The organism is Pseudoalteromonas sp. ABV4_021, from assembly GCF_056159365.1.
On record NZ_JBSWVB010000002.1, the window covers coordinates 1,407,033 to 1,422,959 of the forward strand.

The window sequence follows — 15,927 nt, forward strand, 5'->3', positions numbered from 1 at the left end:
TACCTCATTCTTATAGAGGCGCAGCAGGTTGAGTGTTTAGTCCATCGAATTTAATTAGCAAATTATATTATCGGCGCTTACGTTTATTTGATTTCTTTTTACTTGATGTATCTGGCATAGGTTCAAAATTGCCATATTCATCGTCATCAAACTGATTCGTTTTGGACTTTTTACCTGCCGTTTTGCCTTTTTTAGGCTTGCTAATGCCTTGCCCGCCCCACAATTGTTCGGCGCGTTGAATACTCGGTATAAACCCGGCGACTACCTGCTGTTCAAACTTACGATTGATAAAGCGCTCAATGGCATTCAATTGTTTGCTTTCATCGCTGCTAAATAACGAAATAGACACGCCTTTTTTGCCAGCACGTCCGGTGCGGCCAATGCGATGCACATAATCTTCCGCCACATAAGGTAAATCGTAGTTAATTACGCAAGGTAGGTGGTTAATATCAATACCACGTGCGGCAATGTCGGTAGCAACGAGTACGTTTATATCGTTGTTTTTAAATGCCGCAAGCGCCTCAGTACGGGCGTGCTGTGTACGATTAGCGTGAATTGATTCCGCGCTTATGCCAGCTTCTTTTAATGTTGTTACGAGTGCATCGGCACCTTGTTTGGTGCGGCTAAAAACCAATACTTGCTGCCAGTTATGTTTTGACAATAAGTGAATTAACACATTACTTTTTTGATTTTTATCAACGTGATAAAGCGTTTGCTTAATGTTATCCACCGTTGTATTGGCGGCTTCAACTTCAATCAATTGTGGCTTGTGTAACATGGTATTTGCAAGCGTTTTAATCTGATCAGTAAAGGTTGCTGAAAACATTAACGTTTGGCGTTTATTCGGTAATAATTCACTGATTTTTTTTATGTCATCAATAAAGCCCAAGTCCAGCATGCGGTCGGCTTCATCAAGCACTAGGGTGTGTAATTGGTCAAAACAAACGGCGTTTTGTTGATGTAAATCGCGCAAGCGCCCGGGCGTTGCGATTAACACATCAACGCCTTGCTCAAGTGCGGCTATTTGCGGCTCAATTCGCACACCACCGAACACCGCCAATGAACTTACATTTAAGTGTGCGCTGTAATTGCTCACACTGGTGGCTACTTGTGCAGCGAGCTCGCGGGTAGGCGCAATTATTAACGCTTGTACATTTTTTTTTGTTGTTTTTTTGGTAATTAATTGCAATACCGGAAGAACAAATCCGGCCGTTTTTCCGGTACCTGTTTGGGCAATGGCTATTACATCTTGGCGTTTTAAAATAGTTGGAATTGCTTCACGTTGAATGGCTGAAGGCTTATCGTAACCTTGCTCTGCAATTGCGGTTAGAAGTGCGTTGTTAAGACCAAGGGTTTTAAAACTCATGTAATGTGTTCTCAAAAGAATGAATAAGAAAAGGGTGCATATTAAGAAGCTAAGCAATAAGCACACTTCATCGCGAGCTATATTCTATCACCTTTTGGCATTTTAGTAATTTTGAGAATGGAGTGTATAAATGAAATGCTCGCGCAATGTTTAACTGCGCGAGAATAAATAGCCTGAGTGTTTAAGCTTAACGTAGCAACATGTTTGCCGCCATTATCACTAAAAGCACGGCAAAAATCTTTTTAATAATGCTAACGGGCAAGTGGTGGGTTGCTTTAGCGCCAAGCGGGGCGGTAAACCACGAAGTACATACAATGCCAAATAGTGCAGGCAAATAAACAAAGCCGGCGAAACCTTGCGATAAACTAAGCTGTTCACTACCCGACACAATATAGCCAACCGAGCCAAACAGTGCGATTACAATGCCACAGGCTGACGCGCAGCCAATCGCTTTTTTCATATTCACTGAAAAAAATGTCAGTAGCGGCACAAGTACAGCGCCACCACCTATACCAATCATTGCTGATAAGCCGCCAGTAAGTGTGGTAAGCACAGTGAGTAGCCCTTTATTAGGCAGCTTACGTGCTGTGTCATCAGTTTGAGTGTTACCAAAAAACATCATTTTTATGGCAATAAATACAACGCTGACAACGAATACCAAACGTACGGCCTTTTCTGGTAGCATTGCAGCCATAAAGCCGCTTAGTAACGCACCTAATGCAACGCCTGTCATAATCCAAGGCGCTAGCTGCCAAGGCACATTGCCATTTTTATGATGGGCAATAGCAGAGGAGGTTGATGTAAACAAAATAGATGCAAGGGATGTGGCAACTGCGGTGATCACAATTTGTTCTTCTGGCAGCACGGCAAAGTGCAACAAAATCATACTTAAAATTGGCACAATCACTAAGCCGCCGCCAATTCCCAGTAAGCCTGCAAGAAAGCCAACGCCACAGCCTAATACTGCACAATAAACAAATAGTTCGATTAGTTCACTCATTCCATCGCCTCGTTTTTATAGTTGATTTGTCGTCGCTGGCGTTGGAGCAGAAACTTATAGATTCGCTTATGCCTACAACAAAGGCGCAAAAGTATAGCAATATTGTGTTTAATTACAGATAGATAAACCGCAGTTGCGCCGTGAGTAATATTCACATTCAACATGAAGTAAATTTAACTTGGCGGTTTGGGTGTCTAGATGTCTTGGTTTCTTTTGTCTGGTGCATGCTTTTTTGTTGTAAAAAGTGCGAAGCGAAGTTCTAAGAAATGAATATGCTTCACGTTTTAAGTGAAAGAAAACCGTTTTTCTTCATGGTACTGAGCGCGTATAAATTACTCATCTTTTAACGTGAACTTATTTTCAGTCACCGCAAGTGAGCCGTAATACAGATTTAAAACGGCAGTAAGTGAAATACACTGAATTTACACATTGGACACACGTACACCATGAATAACGAATTTACTTTTACTGTTAAGCGTTTTCCGTTAGACGAAAACTATCACCCATCAAACAGCACACGCATTACAACCAACTTTGCAAACTTGGCGCGAGGTGAAAACCGCCAACAGAACTTACGCAACGCATTAACTATGATTAATACAAGCTTTAATGCGCGTGCTAAATGGGATAACAAAAATGGCCAGCGTTACTCAGTTGAGCTAGACATTATTTCGGTAGATATGGAAATAGCCGGCAGTAGCGAGGCGTTTCCATCAATTGAAGTATTAAAAACCAATATTATTGATCATGAAGCAAATCAGCGCTTTGAAGGCATTGTTGGCAATAACTTTTCTTCGTATGTGCGCGATTATGATTTTAGCGTGTTACTGCTTGAGCATAACAAAGACAAATCATCGTTTAGTATCCCTGATAATTTTGGCGAATTACACGGTAAACTGTTTAAAAGCTTCATTAATTCAGAGGTATACAAAAATAACTTTAACAAGCCGCCAGTTATTTGCTTAAGCGTTTCGGATAACAAAACTTATTTCCAAAGTGATAATCAGCACCCAGTGTTAGGCACCGAATATGTGCCAAATGAATCGTCATTAACGGAGCAGTATTTCAAAAAAATGGGCCTACAGGTACGTTACTTTATGCCGCCAAATAGCCAAGCGCCGTTAGCATTTTATTTTGTTGGCGACCTGCTAAATGATTACACCAATTTAGAGCTAATCAGTACGATAAGCACAATGGAAACATTCCAAAAAATCTATCGTCCAGAAATTTATAACGCTAATGCGGCGGCAGGCAGTTGTTATCAACCGAGCTTAAAGAATCAAGATCACTCGTTAACGCAAATTGTTTACGACCGTGAAGAGCGTAGTCAACTGGCAATTAAACAAGGTAAGTTTGCACAAACGCACTTTATTGAACCTTATCAATCGCTACTTGAAAAGTGGTCGGCAAACTTTGCTGCTTAAAAACGGAATTAGCATTAACTATGAAAACATTATTACCGACATCGACCGCGGGCAGTTTGCCAAAACCAAGCTGGCTTGCAGAGCCAGAAGTACTTTGGTCACCATGGAAATTAAGCGGCGACGCGCTTGTTGATGGCAAACACGATGCACTAAAAGTATCGCTTCATGAACAGCAACAAGCTGGCGTAGATATCGTCAGCGATGGTGAGCAAACGCGTCAGCACTTTGTGACTACCTTTATTGAGCACCTTGATGGTGTTGATTTTGAAAAACGTAAAACCGTGCGCATTCGTAATCGTTATGATGCAAGCGTACCAACGGTAGTGGGTCCTGTGGCAAGAAAAACCCCTGTGTTTGTTGAAGATGCAAAATTTTTACGCGCGCAAACCGACAAACCAATTAAGTGGGCACTGCCTGGCCCAATGACGATGATTGATACCTTGTATGACGATCATTATAAAAGCCGTGAAAAACTTGCGTGGGAATTTGCCAAAATTCTTAACCAAGAAGCAAAAGAGCTCGAAGCTGCGGGTGTTAATATTATTCAGTTTGACGAGCCAGCGTTTAACGTGTTTTTTGATGAAGTTAATGACTGGGGCATTGCGTGTTTAGAGCGCGCGATTGAAGGTTTAAAGTGCGAAACTGCAGTGCATATTTGCTACGGTTACGGCATTAAAGCAAATACAGATTGGAAAAAAACGTTGGGCTCAGAATGGCGTCAATACGAAGAAGTATTCCCGAAGTTACAGCAATCGAATATTGATATCATCTCTCTTGAATGCCATAACTCGCGTGTGCCAATTGAGTTACTTGCACTTATTCGTGGCAAAAAGGTTATGGTAGGGGCTATTGATGTAGCAACCGATGATATTGAAACGCCAGAAGAAGTCGCTGATACGCTACGCGAAGCGCTGAAATACGTGGATGCAGATAAGCTTTACCCATCAACGAACTGCGGCTTAGCGCCATTATCACGTAAGGTTGCACGAGCAAAACTTAATGCCCTTGCCCAAGGCGCCGCCATTGTGCGTAGAGAGCTAAACGGTTCGTAGGTTGACCGCTACATAAGCAAAAGAAAAGCGTACGGTTATTACTGCACGCTTTTTTATCGTTAGCCTGCTTGTTGACGCTGTTTTTTATATTCCGATGCGGTTTTTCCCATAATTTCTTTGAATGCTTTGCTGAAGGTAACACGGTTTGCAAAGCCTGATTCAAACGCAATTCGTTCCAAAGACCAATGAACACTTGGGTTATCAATAAGCGAAATAGCGTTTTGAATACGGTATCCATTAATAAGACGATAAAAGTTTGTTTGCATGCTTTGGTTGATCACTTGTGACAGGGTATGCGCTTTTATATCGGTTTCGTGTGCGAGTGTGGTTAAAGTGAGTTTGTCATTTAAATACAGTTGTTTCGCCTTAATTTGTTGTTCTAAGTGCTTGGCAACTTGATTACTTTGCTGCTCACTTAAGGCGGAGTGAAAGTACTTAATATTGCTGCTCTCATCTTTATTCTCCGAATAATTTTGCTGTATTAAAGCATGCTCTTCTTTGCTCATAAGCAAATCAGTTTTTTGCAGTGCGACATAACCGATTGCTAAAATGATCACAGCAACAAATAGCAGCCAAATATCACTTACCAAAGCAAGTGTACCAATCGCGAAAAACTGCTGACCAATAAAGAGACCTACCCACACGAGTTCTAGCAAAAAGAGTGATACCACTAAAAACGTAAGCTGTTTTAATACCGCTTTACTGTTATCTGCACGTAAGGCGTTACATGCTTTTTCGAATTTTTGAATATGCTGCCAACTCAAAAATAAATAGATGCTTAAATGTGTTTTGATTGCTAGAAACAATAGAACAAACTTGAGCGGAATTACGCGGGCTTCGGTTTGTGACAAAACAAATTGCCACATGGTGACTTTAGCATCGAGCGATTGAAACACCGATGGTGCGTTATAACACCATAATGAAATTGCAGGAATAAAATGAAGTAAAAGTTGATATGTCTTTGGTTTCTCTTCGCCTACCACTAAGCTGACATAGATAAACACCAACGGACCAATGAGCAATACTTCGCCAGGAAGCAAATCCATAAAATGGACTAAATGCGGGTATAACCCAAGGTAAAGTGCACCTGCTTCAAATAGTTTGTAGCTGATTATTAAACACACCAAGGCAAGCCATTTTGCGGTAGTAATATTGGTTAGTTTGGTTTTTCGCCATAGACTAATCGCCAGCATTAATGCGTGGCTAAAAGCGATAAAGTAAATAACACCTAAAACTGTTTGTGGCATACTTTTTCCAAATTTTGAGGTTATGTTCCTCAGCTTAACTATGAATTTTTTGACAGTGTAAAGTTCAAGCTATTCTTACAGTTTTTTAAATCGTTTACATGCTTAAATTACCAATATGTTATAGCCTATAAGTGGTTAAAGGGAGGTAGAAACGCCATCTAGTTTAAGTATGCATAGGAAAACACATAGAAATCAAAAGCGTTTTTAATAGTCTAAAAATCAGTAATTTATAGTCTAAATTGTTAACCTCAAGCTAGTTTTACACACGTGTTTTTATAATAAGTAAGCTTATTTATCAAATTAAATTGTTAAGGATAAATAATGTTTTCTTGGAATAAAAAACAAATGCTTTTCTTAAGTGCCATCATGGTGTTGGTACACGTTTTATCTGTGCCATTAATGGCACAAGCAGCACCAAAGGGTGCGTCTAGCCACAAGTATTTTCGCCATATTATGTTTCGTGAGTCACCTTACGCGCCTTATCGTGGCATTCACACAATTTCTGAAAAGGCATCTCAAAGTAACGCGCATTACCGATTTAGTTATGATGACAATGGGCGCGTCAGCGAAATCCGATACCAAATGAATAACCAGTTAATTAACGGCAATGAAGTGTGGGATTCGTTTATCTGGTTTTCGCCTAAAGTGGCCATTAGCTATCATAAAGACAAAGAAATTCACACGTATTATGACGCGCAAAATAAGCAAATTTCTGCGCATGGCAAGGTGTATCGTGCGGTGTATGCTTTAGATAAAACAGGAAAGCGTGTTGCCTTGAGTTTTTTTGATGAAAATGCCAAACCAGTAGAAAGTGCGTGGCATATTCACCGCTATGAGTGGCGACATGAAAATGGCAAAGTATATGAGAAACGCTTTAATTTAAATAATGAACAGCAGCCACTTCGACCTGAATTTACGTTTTATGAGGTTGAGCTCACATACGACCATGACAACAAACTTAGTTTTGTAAAAAATTTAGGATTGGATGGAATGCCGACAAATAACGCCAGTGGCGCAGGCATCGATCGTATTATTTATGATCAACATGGCAATTTCACTCGTTGGCAAGTTTACGATAAAGACGGTAATCCGGTAGAAGGCAATCGACCTATGGTGCATATGGGCGAACATCTTTACGATGAATTTGGCAATAAAGTAGGGCTTAGAGGGTATGACAAGTTTGGACAGCGTAAAGCGTTTAGCTGGGGTGCGTTTGAACATAAAAGCACGTACTACCCAAATGGTAACCAAAAAAGCCATAAAATTTTTGATGAAAACGGCCGTTTAAGTCGTTATTTAGCAATCGAATATAACCAAACGCATTCACATATTTTATGGTTGAAGTCGCTAGATGAAAAGGAGCAATTATCACCCAGTCCAATGTTAGGCGGCGCGGCAGCATTAAGATTCGACTATCAAGCCGATGGCGGTGCAAAACGTACTTTGTTTAATCGTGATTTAACAAAGTACACACCAAAACAAACAGAATCGGCTGAATAACCATGTTGTTACGTTATTTTTCACTACTTTGTCTTTGTCTGCAAAGTGCCTCTGTGCTTTATGCCAATGAACATAACTTTAATCAAAATTATCAAGCCTTGGTTGATGAAGTAACTCGCAAACCCTATTTGCAACCACAACTTGATTTCTCTAATGCGATAGAAAAATTAAAGAAACAACCAAAAATTGCAGAAAACACCGTAAGCGCATGGCAAGCGAAATTACAAAAGTTAACGCCACACACCACTTGCCAGAAAATTGCATTTCAGAGTTTAGGAAATCACCTGCGACGCATTAACGTGCGTGAATCGTTAAAGAGAGCACTGGCTAAAGAGAGTCAATACTCGGGCGATTTTAGTGCATTACCAGACGGTAGGTTATGGTATTTACACTGGCTCGAAACCTGGCTAATGGATGATGTAACCCCCTCTGAATTACAAAAAGTCGCATTTAATGAGCTCCAAGTTGCGTTTACGCAGTATCAAAAAATTAGCAGCCATGCACATGTGAGCACAGCAGCTATTCCAGCAGCTGAACATCAAAAAATCGTCGCGGCGTTTATAACCAGAGAACAGAAAGTGAAAGCAAATTTGCAGACGATGTTAAATTTACCTGAGTTTGATGCGCCTTTAACTATTGCACCGTCAGGATTGCCGGAGAGTTTTCCGGCGCCCGGTATTTATGATAATCAAACTCAACGTTTTCTTTATCATCCCCAAAATGGCGAAATGCACTTATCGCATTTTGATTGGCTTTATTTACACGAGGGGATCCCAGGCCACCATCTTCAGTTTAACGTGGCAGGTACGGAGAGCTTATGCCCAACTAATGCAATTGTGCCTATCCCTTTTGTCAGTAGTGAAGGGTGGGCGGCCTATGTTGAAACACTCGGAAAAGAAATGGGGCTTTATGAGAAACCTTCATCTGAGGCGTATGCGTTAAGGTGGCGTGTATTGCGAGCGCTTCGTGTATTGATTGATATCGGCATTCATTACGAAGGCTGGCCGGATGAAAAAGCCAAAGAGCTTTGGCAAACGTATCTGCCAGAGCACCCAGAAATCATGGTTCGAGAAATTAATCGTATTAAAAACTGGCCGGCACAAGTTATTACGTATGTATATGGCAAATATCGAATTGAAAAGGTGATTGAGCCCTATCAAAGCAACCGTACCATAGCGCTTAATCGAGTATTGCGCTTAAGTAATCAACCGCCATTGGCACTAGAACAATTGGCAGACTTTATGTCGATCGAAAACAACAATTAACAAGGGAATATCATGACATTAATAAAAACAAGCTTAGTGGTATTAGGTTATCTGACAATGTTTATGTTAGCAGGCCAAAGTAGTGCAATTGATACCCAAAAAACGTCTCAAAACACCTTACCTAGAGCCACATTACTTGGCGTAATGCCAAATAGCAATTATCAAAACCAAGGTGTAATGCTGGCACATGTGGCACCTAATAGTACCGCATCAACATTGGGATTAACGGTTGGCGATGTGATAACACAAGTCAATGGTACGCAAATTAGTGACTTTAATCAGCTTTTATCGGCAGTGAGGCCACTTAAATCAGGAGATGACATTCGTATCTCGTTAGTGCGCGATAAAAAGGTACAAACTGTGTCGAATAAAATGCAGCCTCGGCCATACGAAACAAGTGAGTTTGCTGAGGTTGAATACAGTAAGGTGAGCTATCAGGGAAATATACTTCGCAGTATTGTGCATATTCCAAATGGCTTAAAAACCAATGAAAAAGCGCCTGCTATTTTCTTTATTCAGGGTTATACCTGCGATTCTATAGATTATGGCATGATCCCTAATATCACTACGCGACAAATGATCGACCAATTTACGAATGCAGGTTATCTAGTCTATCGTGTGGAAAAACCCGGACTAGGCGACAGTATCTCAGATAAAGCATGCCGAGATATTGATTTTACAACAGAATCAAACGCATTTTTGCATGGTTTAACAGCGCTTAAAGCACATAAAAATGTTGACCCGAACAAGGTGTTTTTATGGGGGCATTCACTAGGTGTGCTCCATGCGCCAGTGATTGCAAAGCAATCTCCAGTGAAGGGCATAATAGGGTATGGTGGTGTAGCCAAAGGTTGGTACCAATATATGCTAGATATTTATCAAAAGCAGTCAGTGAAACATTTTGATGTTAGTAAAGCGCAAGCATTGGAGAATACACAGCTGGTGACACCATTTTTAGATATGTGGCTAAATACAGACACCCCATGGCAGCGCATCGTGAGTGATGAACGTGTTCAAAAAGCAATTGCAGCAAATTTGGTTGATATAAATGGTGAGTTATCGGTAAATCGTCATTACAGTTTTTTCAGAGATTTGAATCGCTATAATTTTAGCGCTTTGTGGCAAGAGCTAAATACGCCTGTGTTAATGATGCATGGCAGTTTAGATATTCAAGCGATTGAGCCATCGTGGGCATTTGATATCGCAAAACTATCGGGCAGGCCACAAAGCAAAGGGCTTGTAATCGAAAATGCTGAACATGCATTTATGCGCTTTGACAGTAAACAAGCTTATATGCGTGCGCGTCAATCTCGTCAATATAATCCAACAGAACCAAATGAATTATTTGATGCACGAATAGGGGAGCACACTATTCATTGGCTTGCACAGTTCAAGTAAGGTTCGCAAATGTTGTTACAAATGTATTTTTAAGGAATAGGCTGAAAGCTTGCACGAGCAAAGCTTAATGCCCTTGCCCAAGGTGCAGCGATAGTGGGTGCAGACGTGCAAGCTTAAGCAATATTCCCTAATAACCTTAAAAACAAAGGCGTACACATATGTTGTACGCCTTTTGTTTTAAAGTGAAATAGCTACTTTTTTGTGTGGCTGTTTACACTTGCATAAATAAGTAATGGGCGGTGTGTTTTAACACATAAAAAGTAAGCCCACGCAATAAGGATAATTTGTAATGGCGCACGAATAAGTAAATAATTTGGTCCCCATTGGTGACCACTTAAGCCAATGCTGTTAATAGCCGCATAAATATTTGCAGGGAAAAACACAATAAAAATAACGATTGCGAGTTTTGCCGCCAGCTCACGGTATTTTGTAGTAAAAAGTGCACTGCCAACAGCAAATTCTAATAGTCCCGTAGCATAAATTAATTGTAAACGTAGTGGAACCCAAGGCGGCAGCATTTGAACCATACCTTGTGTTTTTACAATATGGCCAATTGCGAAGAAAATGAAAGTTATGCCCAACCCAATAGATGCATATATTTTAATGTTTATCGCTTGTTGAGTTACTTGTCCTTTAATCAACCCAAACACTAATGGGCTTGTTAGCAAGATAAGAATTATTATCGGTGTGATCACGATTCCCTCGCAAAGTGTGATTGTTTAGCACGTGTTTAAAAATGCTATAAAGACGTTTAAAAATTGCATATTTGTAATCACTATAATCCACTGATATGACGAAAGTGATATAAGGTGATTTAGTTTTGTAAAAAAGCTTAACGGAATATTACTTATTACAAACCACAGTTATTGCTTGAATTTATTGTTTGGTTACGTAAAGGTAACGTAAGGCTAACGGAACAATAACGTCACGGAGAGTGCGCTTGCTTGCTAGGTTAATACTGAGCCAGTAAGGAAGCCCAAATATACAATTGAAAATAAACGCTGCGCATTTGAAGTCGCTTAGAGAATCTCGATGTTGGTCGCAACAAGCGCTATCGGAATTCTCTGGCTTAAGTTTACGCACAATACAGAGAATTGAAGCAAAATCGGTTGCATCCAAAGAAAGCATTAAGTGCTTGGCGGCGGTGTACGAAGTACCGGTGCAATCACTGTGTGTTAGTGACATATCAATCAGCGAGCCTTCAGCGGAAATTGATGGCGAACAAGTACAAAAACGAAGTACACAGAGCAAATTACAGTTAAAACGAATGTATATTCAATTTGCGTTTGTATTTGCCTGTCACATGTTTGGTTTTGTTGGCATCTTCTTCGCGTATGACGAGCAGCGCATTGATAGTGAAACGTTTCAAGTGTTGAAGAATAGCTTGTCAATTGTATTGGTCTTTTCTGCCCTTTATTTTATGTTTCATGCGTATAAATTGAAGCGAAAATTAGGTATTGGTTCATCTGAAATTTAACCAAATGGGCAAGTAAGTGCTTGCTAAGGATGAAAGATGAAAAGACTACCAGTTGAATTTAATGTGTTAGCTATAGCGTGCGGGTTGTATTTAGTTGTGAGCATCGCATGTTCGATTTTATTAACCTTGGTTTGGCAACTCAATTTGGACGTGACTAATCAAAGCTATCAAGCATTGGCGCAACAGGCCGAACAATCGCCGTTTATAATTATTGGAAGTGCGATAATCGGCGTGTTTACAACGATGCTAACCGCTGCATTTATTACCTTTCGCGCAAAACAACATACTGTGCAGCTCGTATACTTTACTGGGTTGTTAATTTTATATGGTTGTTTAAGCATTGTATTGCACCCTGAAGCGTCCAGTTTGATTAACGTATTGAAAGTATTATCTCCTGCGCCGTTATGTTATTTCGGTTATTTAATTGCAACGCAATACCAACAGAAGAAGCAAATGCCGAGTCTTGCAATTGAGTAATCTGTTAACGCTCAAAACCTTTGGGTAGCACCTTGCTTTGCAAAGTTAGCAAAGCGCACTATTAAAAAGTCCACCGAGCATCATGTTTTTGATGCTCAAATCAAACCGTTGTGCTCTTTGTTGTTGTTTTTTGACTTTGTCCACTAGGCCTGCAAAGCTACGCCGCGATCAAAATGGTTTGGATTTGAACAGAATTTAGACCGTAAAGATCAACACGCTCTAGATAACTTTACGCTTTACTATTTAAAAATAAGCCAGCGTTGCTCTGTGTTGTGTGACTCGGTTTAGCAAATAATCCACTTACATACGTTGCTGCTTGCTGTTGTATAAGTGATTGTACGTTTACTAGCGCTTCATCTAATTGTTGTTGTAGCTCAATTAGTTTCGTATTTTTTTCTGGGTCGTCATCTTCTGAGATATTACGTAAGTCTTTAATTTGTTGTTGCAGCGACACAATGTGATTAATTTTGTCTTGTGTTTCATCTGGCTTAGCAGTATCTGCTTGTTCATCTGTTTTTGTTGTTTTTTCGTTTTTTGACTCACTTGCTTTGCCTTTCGCGTCAGCAGTGGCTGTATCGTTTTTTGATTGTGTTATGTCGTCCTCGTTAGTGTGAAGTAATGTGTTGTATCCTGAATAGCCCGAGGAAAGGTTATTAATGTTCATAAACGTCCATAATTTGACATGTAAACAACAGCTTAAGCAAATATTGTGCCTTATATCAGTGTCTTTGGAATTGTGAGTGAATTGTTATCAGATACGGGAATTCAGGCATTAGCCACGCTGTTGTGAGTAATGGCACAAAAGATAGTCAGGTTTATAAATAAGCAATGAAAGGTGCTTTGCAGACAACTCCACGGGTAAGTGCGACTTCTTTTTTAGCAACAAAGGTTATTTTACTTTTTTGAATAGTTTTGTGCTTTAAGCTGGTCCATCACTGTAGATTTAATTTTGAAGAGACAGTGTGACATAAATGAAAGTGATATCCAGCAGGTTAATGGTCGGTGTTTTACTTAGCGTATCAGGCGCGCTTATGGCAATAAGTACTCTGCTTATTGGGCAAGATGTTAGTTTAAACCGTGTATTAGATTTTTATTTGCTTGAAGGGTTAATCAGTAAAGATCATGCCAGTTTAATTGCAGCGTTTGCCTTTGCCACGATGGCGATACTGGCTGTATTGAGTATTAAACATGATAAGACGCAAAAACTACTAGCGATTTGTTTGCTAATTATTAGCGTTACACCCTTGTTTACTCTATTAGATAGCAGCCGATGGATAGCCGACTTGGGTGGTTTTCCTGCAATCGGTTCGGGTCAAGGTATTATTAAATACTTCGCGTTACTGGCACTCGCCATTCACTTTCTTTACGCTGAGAAAATGACATTACGCCAACAACAATGGGTGCAACTATTCCCCGTTGTTTTAGTGTTGTTATGGATTGGTGGTATGAAGTTTACTGAATTAGAGGCTCAAGGCATTGAAGATCTGGTTCGCTCGTCGCCATTAATGAGTTGGATGTATCATCTTTGGTCTGTGCAGACAGCGTCAAACCTGATTGGTATTTACGATTTGATTGCGCTCGGCTTGCTGGTTTCGTCAGTATACTTCCAGCGCGTATTATGGCTTGGTATTTTAATGGCTGGGGCAGTTATGCTGACCACGCAAACATTTCTGTTTACATGGCCTCCAGCGCTATCAAGCGATACAGTGCTTAGCTCAGGCGGGCAGTTTTTGATTAAAGATCTGTGGTTGGTTGCTAACTTGGTGCTGTTTACGTGTTTGGCAATAAAGCTATCAAAACAAGCACAATTGAGAGGTTAATTACCTGCTAAATCTACTCATTTAATTAGCGTGTTACTCGCATTACCTGTAAAAATTTTGATTTAGGTAATGTGAGTTTCCTTACCTTCATTTATACCTGTTAGTTACTTCCATATACGTTATTTTTGATGTGCAAAAAATAATCGCTTGTTATTTTTTAGACGGTCGGTCTATAATCGATTTATGACAGAGAAAACACCACAACCTCGCAAGCGAGGACGGCCGAAGAAAAGTGAGCGAGCTCACCTCGACACACGTGCTGAATTAATTCAAAGTGGTTTGGCGCACTTTACAGAGTTTGGCTTTGTGGCGTCAGGCATTGATATGGTCCTGAAAAAAACAGGCACACCGAAAGGTTCTTTTTATTATTATTTTGATAGTAAAGAGGCGTTTGGTAAGGCAGTAATTGACAATTACGCTAGGTTTTTTGCTAAGCGATTAGATGGCTGTTTGCTTGAACATTCGGTTGACCCTATAACGCGAATTACTCAGTTTGTCGCGCTATCTAAACAAGGGTTGGATAAGCATCAATTTACGCGTGGTTGCCTGGTTGGCAACTTAGGTCAAGAAGTTGATCTCTTACCTAAGACGTTTCGTGCTTTACTACTGGCTATTTTTACCGAATGGCAAGATAAGCTGGCGGTGTGTTTAAAAGAGGCGCAACAGCAAGGACTTTGCGATAAAAGCAAAGACCCACATGCCTTAGCTGAATTTTTCTGGGTTGGTTGGGAAGGCGCTGTGAGTCGGGCTAAATTAGCGCAGTCGACCAAACCACTCGATAGTTATCTAAATCACTTTTTAATGTTGCTGAAATAAAATTTTTTATAATTTAATAGACGACCAGTCTATATTTGGGGGGTAAGACGGATGAAAGCAGTGCTAATTGAAAAAGATGAACAAGGTTATCGTGCAGCCTTACAAGAACTTGAACCGCGCTTTTTACAAAGTGGTGACGTCGTCGTTGATGTTGCCTACAGCACGTTAAATTACAAAGATGCGCTTGCCATTACAGGTAAAGGCCCGGTTGTAAGGCAGTTTCCGTTGATCCCAGGCATTGATTTAGTGGGGACTGTGGTCGAAAGTGACAGTGAAAAGTTTAAAGCGGGTGATAAGGTATTGCTAAATGGCTTTGGTGTCGGCGAGCAATATCATGGTGGCCTTTCTGATAGAGCCTGCGTTAAAAGTGATTGGTTAATTCATCTGCCGCCACACATCACACCCTTTCAAGCGATGGCAATTGGCACAGCTGGATATACGGCGATGTTATGCATTATTGCGCTTGAAAAACAAGGGGTTACTCCAGATTCTGGTCAAATTTTAGTAACAGGCGCAAATGGTGGGGTGGGCAGCTTTGCCATTTCATTATTAGCAAAATTGGGCTATCACGTGGTTGCTTCAACAGGGCGCGTGTCAGAGGCTGAATACCTTATTAAGTTGGGCGCAAAAGAGGTTATCGACCGCAATACCTTGTCTGAGCCAGGTCGACCATTAGGTAAATCGTTGTGGGCAGGTGCCATTGATTCGGTTGGTAGTCATACGTTAGCAAATGTATGTGCTCAAATGGAGTATGGCGGGTCAGTCGCGGCATGTGGACTGGCACAGGGGATGGATTTTCCGGCAACTGTTGCGCCATTTATTTTACGTGGTGTGAACTTGCTAGGTATTGATAGTGTGATGCGGCCAATTCCCGATCGTGAAGCTGCTTGGCAAAGGCTGGCGCAGTTGATTGATGACAGCATGTTAAATGATCTCGCAACGACCATTTCACTGTCACAAGTAGTCAAAGTATCAAATGATTTATTGGCGGGTAAGGTGCAAGGTAGAGTCGTTGTTGATCTAGCGCTTTAAAACTGATGGCAAAACGGTTGCCTGAAAAGCATAGGTAACCGTTTTTTATTTGT

General features: G+C 40.6%; 15 protein-coding genes. 10 read left to right on the top strand and 5 right to left on the bottom strand.

Annotated elements, in window-relative coordinates:
• Positions 1 to 67: 67 nt before the first annotated feature.
• Positions 68 to 1,366, bottom strand: a complete 1,299-nt coding sequence (locus ACXAFE_RS20440) for a DEAD/DEAH box helicase (protein WP_475157268.1) — start codon at positions 1,364 to 1,366, stop codon at positions 68 to 70.
• Positions 1,367 to 1,553: 187 nt separating this feature from the next.
• Positions 1,554 to 2,366: a sulfite exporter TauE/SafE family protein gene (locus ACXAFE_RS20445; RefSeq protein WP_475157273.1), complete on the bottom strand. Its 813-nt coding sequence runs from the start codon at positions 2,364 to 2,366 to the stop codon at positions 1,554 to 1,556.
• Positions 2,367 to 2,812: 446 nt separating this feature from the next.
• Here ACXAFE_RS20445 and ACXAFE_RS20450 point away from each other — a divergent pair, with 446 nt between their 5' ends.
• On the top strand, positions 2,813 to 3,790 hold the full coding sequence (locus ACXAFE_RS20450; RefSeq protein WP_475157275.1) for a DUF1852 domain-containing protein: 978 nt from the start codon (positions 2,813 to 2,815) through the stop codon (positions 3,788 to 3,790).
• 20 nt (positions 3,791 to 3,810) lie between these two features.
• Positions 3,811 to 4,842: a methionine synthase gene (locus tag ACXAFE_RS20455; protein WP_475157277.1), complete on the top strand. Its 1,032-nt coding sequence runs from the start codon at positions 3,811 to 3,813 to the stop codon at positions 4,840 to 4,842.
• 59 nt (positions 4,843 to 4,901) lie between these two features.
• On the opposite strand, the gene ACXAFE_RS20460 is transcribed toward ACXAFE_RS20455, so the two are convergent.
• Positions 4,902 to 6,089, bottom strand: coding sequence for a helix-turn-helix domain-containing protein (locus tag ACXAFE_RS20460; RefSeq protein WP_475157279.1), 1,188 nt, complete (start codon positions 6,087 to 6,089; stop codon positions 4,902 to 4,904).
• A gap of 321 nt (positions 6,090 to 6,410) precedes the next feature.
• Between ACXAFE_RS20460 and ACXAFE_RS20465 the strand changes: the two genes are divergently transcribed.
• Genes ACXAFE_RS20465 through ACXAFE_RS20475 form a run of 3 tightly spaced genes read left to right on the top strand, consistent with a single transcriptional unit; the run spans position 6,411 to position 10,252 of the window.
• Positions 6,411 to 7,589, top strand: coding sequence for a hypothetical protein (locus ACXAFE_RS20465; protein WP_475157282.1), 1,179 nt, complete (start codon positions 6,411 to 6,413; stop codon positions 7,587 to 7,589).
• A 2-nt stretch (positions 7,590 to 7,591) separates the two neighbouring features.
• Positions 7,592 to 8,854 carry a DUF885 family protein gene (locus tag ACXAFE_RS20470; protein ID WP_475157285.1) on the top strand — a complete coding sequence of 421 codons (1,263 nt, stop codon included), beginning with the start codon at positions 7,592 to 7,594 and terminating at the stop codon, positions 8,852 to 8,854.
• A gap of 12 nt (positions 8,855 to 8,866) precedes the next feature.
• A complete protein-coding gene (locus ACXAFE_RS20475; RefSeq protein ID WP_475157287.1) occupies positions 8,867 to 10,252 on the top strand; it encodes an alpha/beta hydrolase family protein in 1,386 nt (461 codons plus the stop codon).
• Between the two features lie 191 nt (positions 10,253 to 10,443).
• On the opposite strand, the gene ACXAFE_RS20480 is transcribed toward ACXAFE_RS20475, so the two are convergent.
• Positions 10,444 to 10,947 carry a DoxX family protein gene (locus ACXAFE_RS20480; protein WP_475157290.1) on the bottom strand — a complete coding sequence of 168 codons (504 nt, stop codon included), beginning with the start codon at positions 10,945 to 10,947 and terminating at the stop codon, positions 10,444 to 10,446.
• Between the two features lie 293 nt (positions 10,948 to 11,240).
• On the opposite strand from ACXAFE_RS20480, the gene ACXAFE_RS20485 reads away from it, so the two are divergent.
• Positions 11,241 to 11,729, top strand: coding sequence for a helix-turn-helix domain-containing protein (locus ACXAFE_RS20485; protein WP_475157291.1), 489 nt, complete (start codon positions 11,241 to 11,243; stop codon positions 11,727 to 11,729).
• Positions 11,730 to 11,765: 36 nt separating this feature from the next.
• On the top strand, positions 11,766 to 12,206 hold the full coding sequence (locus ACXAFE_RS20490; RefSeq protein WP_475157292.1) for a hypothetical protein: 441 nt from the start codon (positions 11,766 to 11,768) through the stop codon (positions 12,204 to 12,206).
• Between the two features lie 229 nt (positions 12,207 to 12,435).
• On the opposite strand, the gene ACXAFE_RS20495 is transcribed toward ACXAFE_RS20490, so the two are convergent.
• Complete coding sequence (locus tag ACXAFE_RS20495; protein ID WP_475157295.1) at positions 12,436 to 12,870, bottom strand: hypothetical protein; 435 nt, start codon at positions 12,868 to 12,870, stop codon at positions 12,436 to 12,438.
• A 367-nt stretch (positions 12,871 to 13,237) separates the two neighbouring features.
• On the opposite strand from ACXAFE_RS20495, the gene ACXAFE_RS20500 reads away from it, so the two are divergent.
• From ACXAFE_RS20500 to acuI, 3 genes are all read left to right on the top strand, one after another.
• The gene (locus tag ACXAFE_RS20500) at positions 13,238 to 14,026 is read left to right on the top strand and encodes a DUF417 family protein (protein ID WP_475157298.1); all 789 of its coding nucleotides are present in this window, start codon (positions 13,238 to 13,240) and stop codon (positions 14,024 to 14,026) included.
• 183 nt (positions 14,027 to 14,209) lie between these two features.
• Positions 14,210 to 14,842: an acrylate utilization transcriptional regulator AcuR gene (acuR, locus tag ACXAFE_RS20505; RefSeq protein ID WP_475157300.1), complete on the top strand. Its 633-nt coding sequence runs from the start codon at positions 14,210 to 14,212 to the stop codon at positions 14,840 to 14,842.
• A 51-nt stretch (positions 14,843 to 14,893) separates the two neighbouring features.
• Positions 14,894 to 15,874 carry an acrylyl-CoA reductase (NADPH) gene (gene acuI / locus ACXAFE_RS20510; protein WP_475157302.1) on the top strand — a complete coding sequence of 327 codons (981 nt, stop codon included), beginning with the start codon at positions 14,894 to 14,896 and terminating at the stop codon, positions 15,872 to 15,874.
• Positions 15,875 to 15,927 lie beyond the last annotated feature (53 nt).

What these genes read in the sequence shown, in the direction of transcription:
- ACXAFE_RS20440 (WP_475157268.1), bottom strand. Translation starts at nt 1,366, where the DNA reads ATGAGTTTTAAAACCCTTGGTCTTAACAACGCACTTCTAACCGCAATT.
- ACXAFE_RS20445 (WP_475157273.1), bottom strand. Translation starts at nt 2,366, where the DNA reads ATGAGTGAACTAATCGAACTATTTGTTTATTGTGCAGTATTAGGCTGT.
- ACXAFE_RS20450 (WP_475157275.1), top strand. Translation starts at nt 2,813, where the DNA reads ATGAATAACGAATTTACTTTTACTGTTAAGCGTTTTCCGTTAGACGAA.
- ACXAFE_RS20455 (WP_475157277.1), top strand. Translation starts at nt 3,811, where the DNA reads ATGAAAACATTATTACCGACATCGACCGCGGGCAGTTTGCCAAAACCA.
- ACXAFE_RS20460 (WP_475157279.1), bottom strand. Translation starts at nt 6,089, where the DNA reads ATGCCACAAACAGTTTTAGGTGTTATTTACTTTATCGCTTTTAGCCAC.
- ACXAFE_RS20465 (WP_475157282.1), top strand. Translation starts at nt 6,411, where the DNA reads ATGTTTTCTTGGAATAAAAAACAAATGCTTTTCTTAAGTGCCATCATG.
- ACXAFE_RS20470 (WP_475157285.1), top strand. Translation starts at nt 7,592, where the DNA reads ATGTTGTTACGTTATTTTTCACTACTTTGTCTTTGTCTGCAAAGTGCC.
- ACXAFE_RS20475 (WP_475157287.1), top strand. Translation starts at nt 8,867, where the DNA reads ATGACATTAATAAAAACAAGCTTAGTGGTATTAGGTTATCTGACAATG.
- ACXAFE_RS20490 (WP_475157292.1), top strand. Translation starts at nt 11,766, where the DNA reads ATGAAAAGACTACCAGTTGAATTTAATGTGTTAGCTATAGCGTGCGGG.
- ACXAFE_RS20495 (WP_475157295.1), bottom strand. Translation starts at nt 12,870, where the DNA reads ATGAACATTAATAACCTTTCCTCGGGCTATTCAGGATACAACACATTA.
- ACXAFE_RS20500 (WP_475157298.1), top strand. Translation starts at nt 13,238, where the DNA reads ATGGCAATAAGTACTCTGCTTATTGGGCAAGATGTTAGTTTAAACCGT.
- acuR (WP_475157300.1), top strand. Translation starts at nt 14,210, where the DNA reads ATGACAGAGAAAACACCACAACCTCGCAAGCGAGGACGGCCGAAGAAA.
- acuI (WP_475157302.1), top strand. Translation starts at nt 14,894, where the DNA reads ATGAAAGCAGTGCTAATTGAAAAAGATGAACAAGGTTATCGTGCAGCC.